The following is a 13,342-nucleotide window of genomic DNA, read 5'->3' as shown; positions in this document are numbered from 1 at the left end:
CTTCGGCATTATCTATTAAATGATGGGCGACCATCTCCTTGGTGTACTATAGAATGATTCCCTGGAACGACGGATCAATTTAAGAGTTGATCCGAAATGGTCGCTCGAAGGTTGTCGAACGACCAAGGCAGCACGCGCAAGGAGTGTCGGAATGACCACAGTCCTCAACGCCAAAGGCATTCCACTTCCGTATACCGGCGCTTCCACCCATTGGTTCTCGGCGACTGGAGGCGCGCCTTACCGCTACGGCACCTCGGGCAACGATTCCTTCTGGGGCGACACCAACGTCAAGGTCACCATGTATGGCGGCGCGGGCGACGACTATTACCATCTCTATTCGACGATCAACAAAGCGGTCGAGAACTACGGCGCGGGCGTCGACACGATCGATACCTGGATGAGCTACAAGCTGCCCGCCAATTTCGAGAACCTCGTCGTCACCGGCGACGGCCACTATGCCTTCGGCAATGCTCAGGACAACATCATAACGGGCGGCGCTGGCAGCCAGACGCTGGACGGCGGCAAGGGCAATGACGTGCTGATCGGCGGCGCCGGCGCCGACACCTTTATCATCACCAAGGGCAATGGCAGCGACCTTATCTCCGATTTCGGCGCGACCGACACGGTGCGCCTCAACGGCTATGCCTTCACCTCGTTCGAGGCCGTCCACGCCAATATGGTCCAGGTGGGATCGAACGTGCAGCTGAACCTCGGCTCGAGCGAGGTGCTGGTGTTCCACAACACCACGATCGACAAATTTCAGCCCGGCCAGTTCGAGCTGCCGATCGACAAGACCGGCATGACGCTGTCCTTCAACGACGATTTCAACACGCTGAGCCTGTGGAACGGCCAGAGCGGCATCTGGGATTCCAATTTCTGGTGGGGGGCGCAGAACGGCAGCTCGCAGCCCCAGAACGGCGAGCTGCAATGGTATATCGACGCCAATTATGCGCCGACCAGCTCGGTCCATCCGTTCAGCGTCGCAAGCGGCGTGCTCACCATAACCGCGGCGCATGCGCCCGACGACATCAAGCCGCTGATCAACAATTACGAATACACTTCCGGCATACTGACGACGCACGACACCTTCTCGCAGACCTATGGCTATTTCGAAATGCGGGCCGATCTCCCGGAAAATGCCGGCGCGTGGCCGGCCTTCTGGCTTCTGCCCGAAGACGGTTCATGGCCCCCGGAACTCGACGTGATCGAAATGTATGGGCAGAACCCGAATGCGCTTCTCATGACCGCGCACACAAATGAGACGGGAACCCACACCACGGTCGGGTCGACGGTGAATGTCTCCAACACCGACGGCTATCACACCTATGGCCTGTTGTGGACGCCGGACAAGCTGGTCTGGACCTATGATGGCGTCCAGGTCGCGGAAGCGGCGACGCCGTCCGATATGAACAAGCCCATGTATATGCTGGTCGACCTTGCGGTCGGCGGTCAAGCCGGCGCGCCGCCCGACCATCTGGCGACGCCCGCGCAAATGAAGATCGACTATATCCACGCCTATACGCTGAACGATTTGCAGCAGAGCCATCTGAGCACGACAGCCGAGCACGCGGTCTAGATGTCGCGAGACCGCGCGCCAATCAGCGATGCGGCCATCGGCCTGCGCCCGGTCTTCCTGCGTGGCATCGCCGACATCGGCATCTTTTCGTTGCTGATCAACATCCTGCTCCTGGTGATCCCGCTCTATCTGCTGCAGGTCTATGACCGGGTGTTGCCGTCCTCCAGCGTCGAGACGCTGCTTTATCTCTCGGCCATGGCGGTCCTCGCGCTCGCCTTCCTCGGCCTGCTGGACGCGGTCCGCGCCATCTACGCGCAACGTGTTGCGGCCACCGTCGACCAGAAACTGGGCGCGCGGACATTCGCCGCCTCGCTTGGCGCCAGACATGCCGGCAGCGGGCTGTCGCCGCTGAACGACCTTGCCACGACTTGCGCCTTCATCAGGTCGCGCGGCGTGGCGGTGTTGTTCGACCTGCCGTTTGCGCCCGTCTTCCTGGCCTTGCTCTATTTCATCCATCCCGTCCTGTTCTGGCTGACGCTCGCCGGCGCCGTGCTGCTGTTTCTCTTGGTCGTGGCCAACCAGCTTGCCATCGGCAGGAACGATGCCATGTCGGCGGAACGCTCGGCGGTGGCCAGCCAGGCGGAGCAGGCCTTCGCCCGCAACACCGACACGCTGCGCGCCATGGGCATGGTGCAAAATGCCGCCGCGGTCTGGGGACAGCACGTTGCTGAGGCGCTGACCCTGCATGACCGTTCCGGAAGCGCCAATGCGATCTTCAGCGCGACGTCGCGGGCGCTGCGCATGATGCTGCAACTGGCGATCCTCGGCGCCGGCGCGTGGCTGGTGCTACAAGGGCAGATGACCGCCGGCATGATCTTCGCTTCGTCGCTGGTGTCGTCGCGCGCGCTGCAGCCGCTCGACCAGCTGATCGGATCCTGGCGGCAGATCGTCGACGCCAAGCGATGCTGGAAGCGGCTGGACACCGCCCTTGCGGCGCAACCAGCGCAGGGGCGCAAGCTCGCACTGCCCGATCCATTGGGCGCGATTTCGGTGCAGGATCTGTTCTTCATCGCGCCGACTGCGGCTTTCGGCACGGAGCCCATCCTCAAGCGGTTGAATTTTGCCATCGGCGCCGGCGAAGCGGTGGCGATCGTCGGCCCGAGCGGGGCCGGCAAATCGACGCTGGCGAAATTGCTTGTGGGCGCGCTGCAGCCGACCGGCGGCGCGGTCAGGGTCGACGGCGCCGACCTGAGGAGCTGGGACGAAACCCAGCTTGGCAGGCATATCGGCTATCTCGCGCAGGAGGTGGAGCTTTTCCCGGGATCGATCGCGCAAAATGTCGCCCGCTTCGAACCCGACGCCGATGACGCCGCGATCGTCGAAGCGGCCAGGCGCGCCGAGGCGCATGAGCTGATTCTCACGCTGCGCGACGGCTATCAGACCATGATAGGCCCGTCGCATACCGTGCTATCGGGCGGCGAGCGCCAGCGGATAGGGCTGGCGCGCGCCTTCTACGGCAAGCCACGCATGCTGGTGCTGGACGAGCCCAACGCCCATCTCGACGGCAGTGGGGAGGCGGCGCTCGAAGGGATGCTTTCGGCCGCGCGAAGTGTAAGCGTCACGACAGTCGTCATCACGCATCGCCCTTCGATCGCCGCGGCCTGCGACCGCGTCATGGTCCTGCGCAACGGCATGGTCGAAGCTTTCGGCCCTGCGAGCGAGGTGCTGAGGCAACCGGCGGCCGGCAAGGCCGGGAGCGCGGTGGTGACAGGCTCGTTCGTGCCGACCGTGCGCCCGCACAGCGTCCGCTTCGGGTCATAGACGATGATGCAGCAGAGCCTCGCCTTCGAAGGTCGACCGCGCACCGACTTCCGCCGCATGGCCGTCGTCGGCTACGTGGCCATAGCGCTCTTCGTCGGCTGCTTCGGTTATTGGGCGGCGAACGCGCCGCTCTCCGGCGCGGTGATCACCTCCGGCACGATCTCGGCGACGGGCGGCAACATCCTCATCCAGCACCCCGAGGGCGGCATCATCGAGCAATTGCTGGTGCATGAAGGCGACCGCGTGCAAAAAGGCGAACCGCTGGTCCTGCTCGACCGCAGGGCGGCCGAGACCGACCTCAACCGGCTGACCAGACAGACGATCGCGCTCAGGGCAAGTGCCGCGCGACTTGAGGCCGAGCGCGACGGATCGGACAGGCTGGCGCCGATCGCCGAAGCAGCACCCGCGCCGTTCCAGCGCGATTTCGACAATCTGGTGCACGAACAGCAGAAGGAGTTCGAGGCCAGGCTCGCCCGGTTCCGCTCCGAGCAGTCGATCCTGGCGCAGCGCGTCGCCATGCATCGTGAGTCGGCGCTGGGCCTGGAGGCGCAGAAACTCGCCATCCAGCAACAGGCCGAGATCGTGAAGAAGGAACTCGGCATCAAGACCGGCCTGCTCGACAAGGGTCTCACCAACCGCAGCGAATATTCGCAGCTTCTGCGCAGCGAGGCCGATCTGGTCGGCCAGGCCGGCGCGCTGGAGGCGGATATCGCAGCGACCAAGACGCAGATCGTCGAAGCCCAGGCGCAGGTCGAGCGCGCGACCACGCAGCGCGTCGAGGACGCGCTGACCAAGCTCGACGAGGTTCGCACCAGCCTGGCCGACATCGGCGAACAGATCACCGCAGCCGAGGCGGTGCTGGGGCGCACGACGATCAAGGCGCCGGCAGCCGGCATCGTGGTATCCTCGATCTACAACTCCAAAGGCAGCGTGATTGCGCCGGGGCAGAAGATCATGGAGATCCTGCCCACCGCGTCGGGCCTCATCGTCGACGCGAAGCTGCGGCCGAAGGACGTGGACCTGGTTCGCGTCGGCCAGCCGGCGAAGCTCAGGCTGTCCGCCCTGAACGCGCGCCTCACCCCTGAGGTCCCGGCTACGGTGACGCAAATTTCCGCCGACAGGCTGATCGATGAAACCACGCATGAGGCGTATTTCCGCGCCAGGCTGAAGATCACCGACACGCTGCCGCAGGGCGTGAAAGCCGAGCAGCTTTACCCGGGAACGCCGGTCGAGGCGTTTATCAGCACCGGCGACCGAACCTTCCTCGAATATCTGGCGCGGCCGATGCTGGACTCGTTCGCGCGCGCGTTCACGGAGCGATAGGCGCCAACTCGTCCTCCCAGTTGACGCCGCCGTAGAACACCCTGAGAATCACCACCTGGTCGCCTTCTACGGTGAAGGCCACAGTCAGGCGGCGCTCGAAGCCAACGATGCGAAGCCCCGGCCGCACATCATCCCTTAGGGTTCCGCGTTCCGAGGCATAGTCGAGACCCAGGCAAAATCGCTCGATCCGCTCGATGTAGCGAAGGGCGGTGAGGTTGCCGGATGCGTGAGCGACCGTATCGTATATCCATAACAGGTCCGTCTGGGCTTCCGGCAAAAGGACAACATGCCGGCGCTTCACACGTTCCCCTTGAGGCGAGCTGCGTGATGTGCGCGAATGCTGTCAAAAGACTTGTCGGCCGGGATGGCCTGGGAGGGGTCTGCCTTCCACCTATCATAGGTCGGCGCGACCTCCTCACGCAGCCAGCGCTCCACGGCGGCGTCGCGTTCCTGCAATGCGCGAAGACCGGCGCGGATCACTTCACTGCTGGTCGCGTATGTGCCGGACCGAACGAGCTGGTCGATGAAAGCAGCCTGCTCGGCCGGCAGGCTGAAGGTGCGTTTTTCGGTGGCGGACATGGATCCCTCCTATCAGGTTGGTATGATATTATCATACCAACGGCGAGATCGCACGCCCCAATATAGGCTTAGGGACCGCTCCCCTTGCCGTCGGCAAAGACACCGGACATTCGGTTCGGATGCCTGAGATGGGTCGGCGTGATACCGGTCTGATGGCGGAAGACACGGCTGAAATGGCCGGCATTGGGAAAACCGCAGCGGTAGGCGATGTCGCCGATTGCCAAGTCGCTCCCCTCCAGCAGCGACTTGGCCTGATGTACGCGCAGCGCAAGATAGGCGGCCATCGGGCCGATGCCGAGCTCGGCGCCGAACAGCCGCTCAAGCTGGCGCCGGGATAAATGCAACCGGCCCGCGATCTCGGCGACCGACAGCGTCTCCTGGAGATTGCTTTCCATCAGAAGCAGCGCCCGTTTCACCGCTCGGCTCGACGCGGCCGGAAAGAGATCGCCGACGGGCTGCACATCCAGGCTCGAGCGGATGCGGTCGAGCACGAGGATCTTGGCGGCTTTTTCCGCAGCCTTGCGGCCGATGAACTGCGACACGAAATGGCCGGCAAGGTCGGCCGCACCCGTGCCTCCGGCGCAGGTCGGAGCGGCCCCTATCGACGGAAAACAGGCTGTCGGCATGGGCGTTCACATCAGGGAATTGGCTGCGGAAATCCTTGATGTGAAACCAGCTGACGGCAGCACTGTAGCCATCGAGCAGACCGTAGCGCGCGAGCACGAAGCTGCCGGTGCAGAGTGCCGTCAGCGGCACGCCCTTTTCGGCCGCCCGCAACAGGAAGGCCTCCTTTTCGGAGCTGAGGCTGCGGTTGGTGTCGAGCAGGCCGACCACGACGACATTGTCGAACTCCTGCGGATTGCCGATCGCCTTGGTCGGCAGCAACTCGACACCGCAACTCGCCCGGATCGGCAGGCCACGCTCGCCGACGATCTCCCAGTCGAACTCGATCCGGCGGCTGCGGTCGCCTTCATCGCCGGCCAGCCGCAGCGTGTCGATGAACAGCGACAGCGGCGACAGCGTGAAGTCGCGAACCAAGAGAAACGCAAACCGCCTGGCCATTGTTGCTCCGAAACCGTTCCTTCGGGTGGATGGAGCCTAGTTGCTGAAGATTGGCACGGACTCGAGCACCATGCCCCTCAGGATTGGCCGCCAGATGTCGGAGATGAGATTGACGACCTTAGTGTGCAACCGGTCGGCCATCTCTTCTCCAATGTTTCGAGAATAGGTCCAAAAGAGCTTTGACCGATTGTTGGAGCCGAATGTAAGGATGATCTTCGGTTAGGCGGGAGGGAGCATGGGTCTCGACTTGGCGGTTTTTAAAAGCGTTTCGACCATGGAGCGGGAATTCCCCGGCTATCGCTTTCAGCGGGATCCGGAAAACGGCGAATGCGAGGTGATCCATCCCGAAGACGTGACTCTCACCTGGGACGATGTCATAACGCGTGACTGGCGTGTCGGAAACATAGCCCACATTGCGGCGCTCGGGGAGCTGATTGCCGGTCTTCTCGGCGAAGGGTCAGCGCTGGAACGGATGGTCCTCCTTTCAGCCAGCGGTGTTGGAGACGTCATCGAGGAGCCGAGCTTCGGCGAGCTTGAGCGCGAATTGCGACTGATCGAATCCAGCACCGACCCATGGGTTCGGGAATTTGCCGATGGACTAGTGGAATTGATCAGTATGGCACGGCGTGAGAAAAACCCTATCGTGTTTGTGTAACCTGCAGCACCAAAGCGGAGCCCAAGCCATGACCCTGACCAATCGCGATATCATCGAGCTGACGGCATGGCGCCGCAAGCTGCACCAGCAGCCGGAAATCTCCAACGAAGAGGAAAAGACCGCCAAGGAGGTTGTCGACTTTCTCGCCGATACCGGGCCGGACAAGGTGGTGACCGGGCTTGGCGGCCATGGTGTGGCAGCGGTGTATGACAGCGGCAAGGCAGGGCCTACGGTGCTGTTCCGCTCGGAAATCGATGCGCTGCCGATCGAGGAGCTTTCGGGCGTCGACCATGCCTCGCAGGTGCCGGGCAAATCGCATATGTGCGGCCATGACGGCCATACCGCGATCCTGGCCGCACTCGGCCGTCAGCTCGGGCGTGAACGGCCGGCGCGCGGCCGCGTCGTCTTGATGTTCCAGCCGGCGGAAGAGACCGGCAATGGCGCGGCCGGCGTCGTCGCCGATGCGCGCTTTGACGAGATCGCGCCGGATTTTGCTTTCTCCCTGCACAATCTGCCGGGCGTGCCGTTCGGCGAGGTTCGCCTCAAGCCCGGCGTGGTCAACTGCGCCTCGCGCGGCATCCGCATCGTGCTGGACGGCAAGACCGCGCATTCGTCCATGCCCGAAACCGGCGTATCGCCGATGCTGGCGGTGAGCGAGCTCATGCCGCTGCTGCCGGCGCTCGGACGCGGCACCTTTGCCGACGATGATTTCAGCATGGTCACCGTCACCCATGCGACGATGGGCGAGGCCGTGTTCGGCATCGCGCCCGGCTACGCCGAGGTGTGGGCGACGCTGCGTACAAGGCGCGACGAGCGCATGGCGGAACTGGTCGCGGCGGCGGAAGCGTTGGCCACCAGGATCGCGGCCGAGCACCGTCTTTCCGTGCACTGCGATTATCATGAGATTTTCGTCGCCAGCGTCAACGCGCCCGATGCGGTGGAGCATCTCAACCGCGCGTTGGACGAAGAGGGTGTGCCGCGCAGCGAGGAAGCCCTGCCGATGCGCGCCTCGGAGGATTTCGGCATTTTCGGCCACAAGGCGAAGTCGGCGATGTTCTTCCTCGGCGCGGGCGAGCGCACCCCGTCATTGCACAATCCCGACTATGATTTTCCCGACGATCTGATCCCGATCGGCTCGAAGATCTTCATGCGCACGGCGCGCAACCTGCTGGGGTGAGCGGCCCTGCAAAATCCGCATCCTGAAGCTGCCTTTTTCCCGCTGGAATCGTCTTGTAGTCGCCTCCTACATTAGGAGGGGCTTGCGGATGAGAATTGCAATGGTCGTCGCGTTGACTGCGACAGTGGCAGGGTGCGTATCGTCTCCGGTCCAGTATGGAGCCTCGCTCTCGCCGCAGGACCCGAAATGGGCGACGCCGGAATGCCAGCAGGCCCGCACGGATGCCTTGAACTACGACCGGCGCGAGAAGGAGCATCCGGGATGGGCCGCCGGCGTCGTGCTGGGGCCCTACAGCATGGGTCTCGTGGCGGCGATCAAGGAGCATGAGCAGCAGCAGCGAAGGCTGTTGGCGCGCCAGATGCATCTGCAGTGCTCGAGCCTGCCGCTGCCGAAGGATTTGGACTTCGATCCGCAAATCTACGCACCAAAGCCGGGGAAATATCCGTAGGGCTGGGATTGGTTTGCACAGGGACCATAGCGGAGGCTTGCGCCCTACGAATACCCCCGCCCTCAATCCCTCCCAACAAGGGGGAGGGAGACTAGGTTGGCGCTGATTTCCGCAAAACCGTCTAAGTCGACTTAAAAAAGGGCTGGGCGTGCGGCAGCGTTCCCTCCGCCTTGTGAGGGTCCGAAGGACGGGCGAAACCCTGGCTCGCCCCGGCAAGTTAGAGTGGTGGTCCTCTTCGTACAAGCTCATATGCGATAGCCCTTGCCCCGAGGCATTGGCATTGCCAGCTCTGTATGAAGCGCTCCTCCGCTCTCCCCACCAGCTTTGCGCCTTGACCCACCGAGGGCTCTCCCTGGAACCAAATCCAAGCCTAAACTGTTCAAGTTGGTTACGACGCCGACGAGCCCTGCCGGTTGGGTGAGCGGCGCACTTGAGGAGCTCCCACCATGACCATCTCGTCCAGCTTTCGTTCGCTCGCGGTTGCGGCCATCACAACTGTGTCCGTCAGCGCTGCCAGCGCCGCGCATGCCGATAGCGGCACGATCCGCTTTGCCGTCTACAAGGCGGCCTTCTTCGTCGGCGGCTCGGGCGGCGAGGGCACGCTTACCTTCCATGGCCGCACCTATCCGATCTCGATCGGCGGCGTCTCGGGCGGCCTCGCCTTTGGCGTTTCCAAGACGTATTTCCGGGGCACCGTGCGGCACATCCGCAGGGTCCGCGATGCGACCGGGGTTTATGGCGCGGCCGGCGGTGGCGGCGCGCTCGGCAAGGGCGCGCAGGTGATCGTCATGACCAACGACAAGGGCGCCCAGCTCGAGCTTACGGGCCGGCAGGTGGGGCTGCAGGTGAATGCGGATCTGAGCGGGATGGCGATTTCGTTGAAGTAAGGGGCGTTGCGTCTGGGTGGGCAAGGTCGCCCAGGATGGTGGCAATCAGTAGGTCGGTCCCCCACTCCGTCTCGGCTTCGCCGAGCCACCTCTACCCCCACTTTCGTGGGGGAGAGGAAACGCTAATTTTGGAAGTCGCGGCTTCAAAGGCTTAGGTTCTGCCTCAAGAAAAACTTGGATTTCCTTCCTATGAAAGCTTGGCATTTCCTCTCCCCCACGGACGTGGGGGTAGAGGTGGCTCGGCGAAGCCGAGACGGAGTGGGGGCTGGCGCTGCCGTAGGCGATAGCCTTGCGCTTCTGACGGGTAAGCCTGGCTTGCAGCGCCGGACCGGCGGCACTACTGCCGCCAGCCCCCTACCGCTCCTCCACAATCCGCAAATACGCCGCCGTCACGAACAGCACGATCAGCCCGAACAAGATCCGCCGTGCCCCCTCCGGCATCTGCAGGATGGTCAGCAGTGTTGTCAGCACGGTCAGGATCAGGGCGCCGATGATGGTGCCGGTGTAGCCGCCGCGGCCGCCGAAGATGGAGGTGCCGCCGATGACGGCGGCGGCGACCGAGGGCAGCACCAGCGGTTCGGCGAGCGACAGCGAGGGGGCCTTGATCAGGCCGATATAGAGCAGGCCGGTGATGCCGGCGAGCGCGCTGGAGGTGACGTAGAGCGCGGTGATGACCTGCCAGTATTGCACGCCCGACAGGCGGGTCGCGCGCTCATTGTCGCCGACGGCGTAGAGCAGGCGGCCGAAGCCGGTCCGGGCGAGCGTGAAGACGATGAGGGCGGCGAGCGGCACGAACAAAAGCAGCGCGTTGGGGAAGCCCCATGTCACGCCGGTGCCGAGCCAAGCCAAGAAGTCGGGGATTTTTGCGCCCGACGCGATCACCGTGCGCTGGTAGACCTGCAGGCAGCCGGTGCCGATCAGGCTGGTGCCCAGCGTCATGATCAGCGGGTGGACGCGGAAGACACCGACGCCGATGCCGTTGACGAGGCCGATCAGCACCGCCGGCATCATCGCCAGCAGGAACGCCACCGCCGGGTCCTGGTTGACCACTTGCGTCGCCATGATGAAGGCGCTCATCGTTGCCACCGTGCCGACCGACAGGTCGATGCCGCCGGTCAGCATGGTCATGGTCTGGCATCCCGCGAGGATCGCCAGCGGGATGGCGAATTTGATGGTGTTGGCGATCCAGCGCTCGTTGACGATGCCGGGGCGCAGGACCTGCAGGATTATAACCAGGATGGCGAGCAGGACGATCAGCGGGATGAGCGGGCGATCGGCCATGAAGCGCTTTATGCGGCGGCCGAAGGGGACCGGGGTGATGGCGGTGGTGCTCATGGGGCGGCTCTTGCTCGCGATGAGGTTTGCAAGGTGCGGCAAGTTGGCGAGGACAGTGCTCTACGGCGCCCCCCTCTGGCCTGCCGGCCATCTCCCCCACTTGTGGGGAGATTGGCAGCTTCAGCGCCTCGCTCATTCTTGCAAGGTTGGAGATTGGCGAAGGTCGTCGCGACATCCAATCTCCCCCCTTGTGGGGGAGATGTCCGGCAGGACAGAGGGGGGCGCGAAGGAACGCCGACGTCTCTCTGCGACAGCACACCCATCATTGCCGCCCCCGCATCGTGATAAACGCCCCGAACATCACCACCGCCACCATGATCAGCCCCTCGATGATGGCGGTGACATTCGGGTCGATGGCAAGCAGCGTCAAATCCGTGCGCACCAGGCGCAACACGAAGACGGCGACGATCGGGCCGAGCAGGCCGCCCTTGCCGCCGCCGAGCGCGACGCCGCCCAGCACCACGGCGGCGACGCTGGCGAGCAGATAGGGGCCGGGGATGGGGGCGCCGATGCCGGTGCTCATGGTCAGCGCCAGGCCGCCAAAGGCGGCGAACAGGCCGGACAGCGCATAGGCGATGATGCGAGTGCGCTTGACCGGCACGCCGGAGCGGAACGCCGCCAGTTCGCTAGAGCCGATGGCGTAGATGGAGAGGCCGAGGCGCGAGCGCCGCAGCGGTATCCAGATGACGCAGAGGCACACGATCAGCACCAGCAGCGCCTTGGGCAGCCAGGCGTCTATGGCGTCGGGCAGGCCGGGGATCGGTACGGTGCCAGAGATCAGCGCCTTCAGCCATTCGGCGATGCCGCCGCCCGGCGCGTCGAGTACCAGCAGGGCTGCACCCTGCAGCACGAACAGCATGGCCAGCGTCACGACAATGTCGGGCACGCGGGTGACGACGATGAGCAGGCCGTTGAGTGCGCCGAGCACGAAACCCATGGCCAGCACGAAGGGCACCACGAACAGCGCGTATTCCTCGCTCGCGCCATTCATCATCGACGCCGCGGTGACGCTGGTCAGCGCCATCATGGCGGCGACCGACAGGTCAATGCCGCCGGCGATGACGACGACGGTCTGCGCGGCGACTGCGAAGGCATAGGGCAGAACGGCTCGGGCGAGCGAGCCGAAATCATTGCTGCCATAGGCCGGCTGGATGATCCTGGTGGCGATGAACAGGACGATGAGCAGGGCGAACAGGCCGACGACCCAGCCTTGGCGGCGCAGGAAATGGCTCATGGCGCGGCCTCCGGCGAAGCCGAAGTGTTCGCGGTCGGATCAGCCAATATGCCGATATCGGCCTTGGCGCCGCGCGGCAGGCCGTAGGCGGCGCGCATCAGCGCCGGCTCGTCGGCCTCCTCGACCGGAAAAATGTCGACGAGGCGGCCGCCGAAGATGACGATGACGCGGTCGCAGACGCGCTGCACCTCTTCGAGTTCCGAGGTGTAGAACAGCACCGACTTGCTGTTGCCGGCGAGTTCGCGCAGCAGCTTGTAGATCTCCTGCTTGGTGCCGACATCGATGCCGCGCGTCGGGTCGAAGCACAGGATGGTGCGGGCATCCGCCGCGATCCAGCGGGCGATGGTCACCTTCTGCTGGTTGCCGCCGGACAGGCGCTGCACCTCGCCTTGCGCACGGGTGTCGATCTGCAGCCGCTCGATGGCGCTGAGCACGGTCGCGCGTTCGCGGCGCATGTTGATCGGACCCCAGTTGCGCAAGGCAGCGCTGAAAGGCAGCGCGATGTTTTCGCGCACCGAGCGCTGCATGGCGAGCGCTTCCGAGCGGTCGCCCGGCACATAGGCAATGCCGGCGCGGATGGCGTCGATCGGATGCGAGAATTTCACCGGCTGGCCATCGACTTCGATTGTGCCGCCGGAGGGCCGGATCGAGCCGGCAAGGGCGGCGAACAACTCGTCCTGGCCCTGGCCTTCGAGCGCGACGACGCCGGCGACTTCGCCGTCGGCGAGATCGAAGGAGACATCGCTGAGCTTGGCGCCGACGCGCAGGTTTCGCACCGAAATGCGCGGCCGGGTGGTCGCGGGCGCGGCCTTCTCGGCAGCGCTGCGGGCCGCGACATGGGTTTTGACGATGCGGGTGCCGAGCATCAGCTCGACGATCTTTTCTTCCACGCCCGGCACGATGTCGACGACGCCGACGGTCTCGCCGTCCCGCAGCACGGTGGCGCGGTCGCACAGCGCCGAGATTTCGACGAAGCGGTGCGAGATGAAGATCACGGCGCGGCCCGAATCGCCTTGGCGGCGCACCACTTCCAGCACCTTTTCGGCAAGGTTGGCGGGCAGGGCCGCCGTCATCTCGTCAAGCAGCAGCACGTCGGGCTCGACGGCGAGCGCCCGCGCCAGGTCGAGCACGCGCAGCACGGCGAGCGGGATGTCGCGCGCGGTGTCGCGCAGATCGAGGTCGGCAATGCCGAGCTCGCGCACCCAGGCGCGGAACGGCTCGACCGGCGTGCCGGTGAGCCTGAGATTGGAGAGAACGTCGAGATCGGGGATCAGCGACGGCTCCTGGTAGACGGGCAGCAGCCCG

13 protein-coding genes and 1 pseudogene are annotated in these 13,342 nt (G+C 64.5%); 7 read left to right on the top strand and 7 right to left on the bottom strand.

Annotated elements, in window-relative coordinates; genetic code table 11:
- Positions 1-151: 151 nt before the first annotated feature.
- From X726_RS155940 to X726_RS155950, 3 genes are read left to right on the top strand one after another with little or no spacing between them, the layout of a single operon-like run.
- Positions 152-1,576 carry a family 16 glycosylhydrolase gene (locus X726_RS155940; protein WP_023669698.1) on the top strand — a complete coding sequence of 475 codons (1,425 nt, stop codon included), beginning with the start codon at positions 152-154 and terminating at the stop codon, positions 1,574-1,576.
- The gene (locus X726_RS155945; RefSeq protein WP_023669697.1) at positions 1,577-3,337 is read left to right on the top strand and encodes a type I secretion system permease/ATPase; all 1,761 of its coding nucleotides are present in this window, start codon (positions 1,577-1,579) and stop codon (positions 3,335-3,337) included.
- Positions 3,338-3,340: 3 nt separating this feature from the next.
- Positions 3,341-4,660 (top strand): HlyD family type I secretion periplasmic adaptor subunit, encoded by a 1,320-nt coding sequence (locus X726_RS155950; RefSeq protein ID WP_023669696.1) that lies wholly within the window; start codon positions 3,341-3,343, stop codon positions 4,658-4,660.
- Here the strand turns inward: X726_RS155950 and X726_RS155955 are convergent.
- The 4 genes and pseudogenes from X726_RS155955 to X726_RS1000000171645 form a co-directional block, all read right to left on the bottom strand.
- Positions 4,647-4,961, bottom strand: a complete 315-nt coding sequence (locus X726_RS155955) for a type II toxin-antitoxin system RelE/ParE family toxin (RefSeq protein WP_023669695.1) — start codon at positions 4,959-4,961, stop codon at positions 4,647-4,649. The two genes, X726_RS155950 and X726_RS155955, sit on opposite strands and share 14 nt — an antisense overlap.
- Positions 4,958-5,239 (bottom strand): type II toxin-antitoxin system ParD family antitoxin, encoded by a 282-nt coding sequence (locus X726_RS155960; RefSeq protein ID WP_023669694.1) that lies wholly within the window; start codon positions 5,237-5,239, stop codon positions 4,958-4,960. The genes X726_RS155955 and X726_RS155960 overlap by 4 nt, the downstream gene beginning before the upstream one ends.
- A gap of 68 nt (positions 5,240-5,307) precedes the next feature.
- Positions 5,308-5,865, bottom strand: coding sequence for a helix-turn-helix domain-containing protein (locus tag X726_RS1000000171650; protein ID WP_023669693.1), 558 nt, complete (start codon positions 5,863-5,865; stop codon positions 5,308-5,310).
- 97 nt (positions 5,866-5,962) lie between these two features.
- Positions 5,963-6,301 (bottom strand): annotated as a pseudogene (locus X726_RS1000000171645) (GlxA family transcriptional regulator); the annotation flags it as partial.
- A 235-nt stretch (positions 6,302-6,536) separates the two neighbouring features.
- Here X726_RS1000000171645 and X726_RS155965 point away from each other — a divergent pair.
- From X726_RS155965 to X726_RS155980, 4 genes are all read left to right on the top strand, one after another.
- On the top strand, positions 6,537-6,956 hold the full coding sequence (locus tag X726_RS155965; protein WP_023669691.1) for a hypothetical protein: 420 nt from the start codon (positions 6,537-6,539) through the stop codon (positions 6,954-6,956).
- 28 nt (positions 6,957-6,984) lie between these two features.
- Positions 6,985-8,133 (top strand): amidohydrolase, encoded by a 1,149-nt coding sequence (locus X726_RS155970; protein WP_023669690.1) that lies wholly within the window; start codon positions 6,985-6,987, stop codon positions 8,131-8,133.
- 88 nt (positions 8,134-8,221) lie between these two features.
- On the top strand, positions 8,222-8,581 hold the full coding sequence (locus X726_RS155975; RefSeq protein ID WP_023747059.1) for a hypothetical protein: 360 nt from the start codon (positions 8,222-8,224) through the stop codon (positions 8,579-8,581).
- 446 nt (positions 8,582-9,027) lie between these two features.
- On the top strand, positions 9,028-9,468 hold the full coding sequence (locus X726_RS155980) for a hypothetical protein (protein WP_023669688.1): 441 nt from the start codon (positions 9,028-9,030) through the stop codon (positions 9,466-9,468).
- Between the two features lie 354 nt (positions 9,469-9,822).
- On the opposite strand, the gene X726_RS155985 is transcribed toward X726_RS155980, so the two are convergent.
- The 3 genes from X726_RS155985 to X726_RS155995 all read right to left on the bottom strand — a co-directional run.
- Positions 9,823-10,803, bottom strand: a complete 981-nt coding sequence (locus X726_RS155985; protein ID WP_023669687.1) for an ABC transporter permease — start codon at positions 10,801-10,803, stop codon at positions 9,823-9,825.
- Between the two features lie 262 nt (positions 10,804-11,065).
- A complete protein-coding gene (locus tag X726_RS155990; protein ID WP_023669686.1) occupies positions 11,066-12,037 on the bottom strand; it encodes an ABC transporter permease in 972 nt (323 codons plus the stop codon).
- Positions 12,034-13,342: sugar ABC transporter ATP-binding protein (locus X726_RS155995; RefSeq protein WP_023669685.1), on the bottom strand; the 1,309-nt coding region annotated here is incomplete at its 5' end. The genes X726_RS155990 and X726_RS155995, both read right to left, overlap by 4 nt.

Source organism: Mesorhizobium sp. LSJC285A00, assembly GCF_000503155.1.
Lineage (GTDB): Bacteria > Pseudomonadota > Alphaproteobacteria > Rhizobiales > Rhizobiaceae > Mesorhizobium.
The sequence above is the reverse complement of the archived record's forward strand: the minus strand, read 5'-3'. Positions and strand labels throughout refer to the sequence as shown.

What these genes read in the sequence shown, in the direction of transcription:
- X726_RS155980 (WP_023669688.1), top strand. Translation starts at nt 9,028, where the DNA reads ATGACCATCTCGTCCAGCTTTCGTTCGCTCGCGGTTGCGGCCATCACA.
- X726_RS155990 (WP_023669686.1), bottom strand. Translation starts at nt 12,037, where the DNA reads ATGAGCCATTTCCTGCGCCGCCAAGGCTGGGTCGTCGGCCTGTTCGCC.
- X726_RS155985 (WP_023669687.1), bottom strand. Translation starts at nt 10,803, where the DNA reads ATGAGCACCACCGCCATCACCCCGGTCCCCTTCGGCCGCCGCATAAAG.
- X726_RS155950 (WP_023669696.1), top strand. Translation starts at nt 3,341, where the DNA reads ATGATGCAGCAGAGCCTCGCCTTCGAAGGTCGACCGCGCACCGACTTC.
- X726_RS155965 (WP_023669691.1), top strand. Translation starts at nt 6,537, where the DNA reads ATGGGTCTCGACTTGGCGGTTTTTAAAAGCGTTTCGACCATGGAGCGG.
- X726_RS155970 (WP_023669690.1), top strand. Translation starts at nt 6,985, where the DNA reads ATGACCCTGACCAATCGCGATATCATCGAGCTGACGGCATGGCGCCGC.
- X726_RS155975 (WP_023747059.1), top strand. Translation starts at nt 8,222, where the DNA reads ATGAGAATTGCAATGGTCGTCGCGTTGACTGCGACAGTGGCAGGGTGC.
- X726_RS155945 (WP_023669697.1), top strand. Translation starts at nt 1,577, where the DNA reads ATGTCGCGAGACCGCGCGCCAATCAGCGATGCGGCCATCGGCCTGCGC.
- X726_RS155960 (WP_023669694.1), bottom strand. Translation starts at nt 5,239, where the DNA reads ATGTCCGCCACCGAAAAACGCACCTTCAGCCTGCCGGCCGAGCAGGCT.
- X726_RS1000000171650 (WP_023669693.1), bottom strand. Translation starts at nt 5,865, where the DNA reads ATGCCGACAGCCTGTTTTCCGTCGATAGGGGCCGCTCCGACCTGCGCC.
- X726_RS155940 (WP_023669698.1), top strand. Translation starts at nt 152, where the DNA reads ATGACCACAGTCCTCAACGCCAAAGGCATTCCACTTCCGTATACCGGC.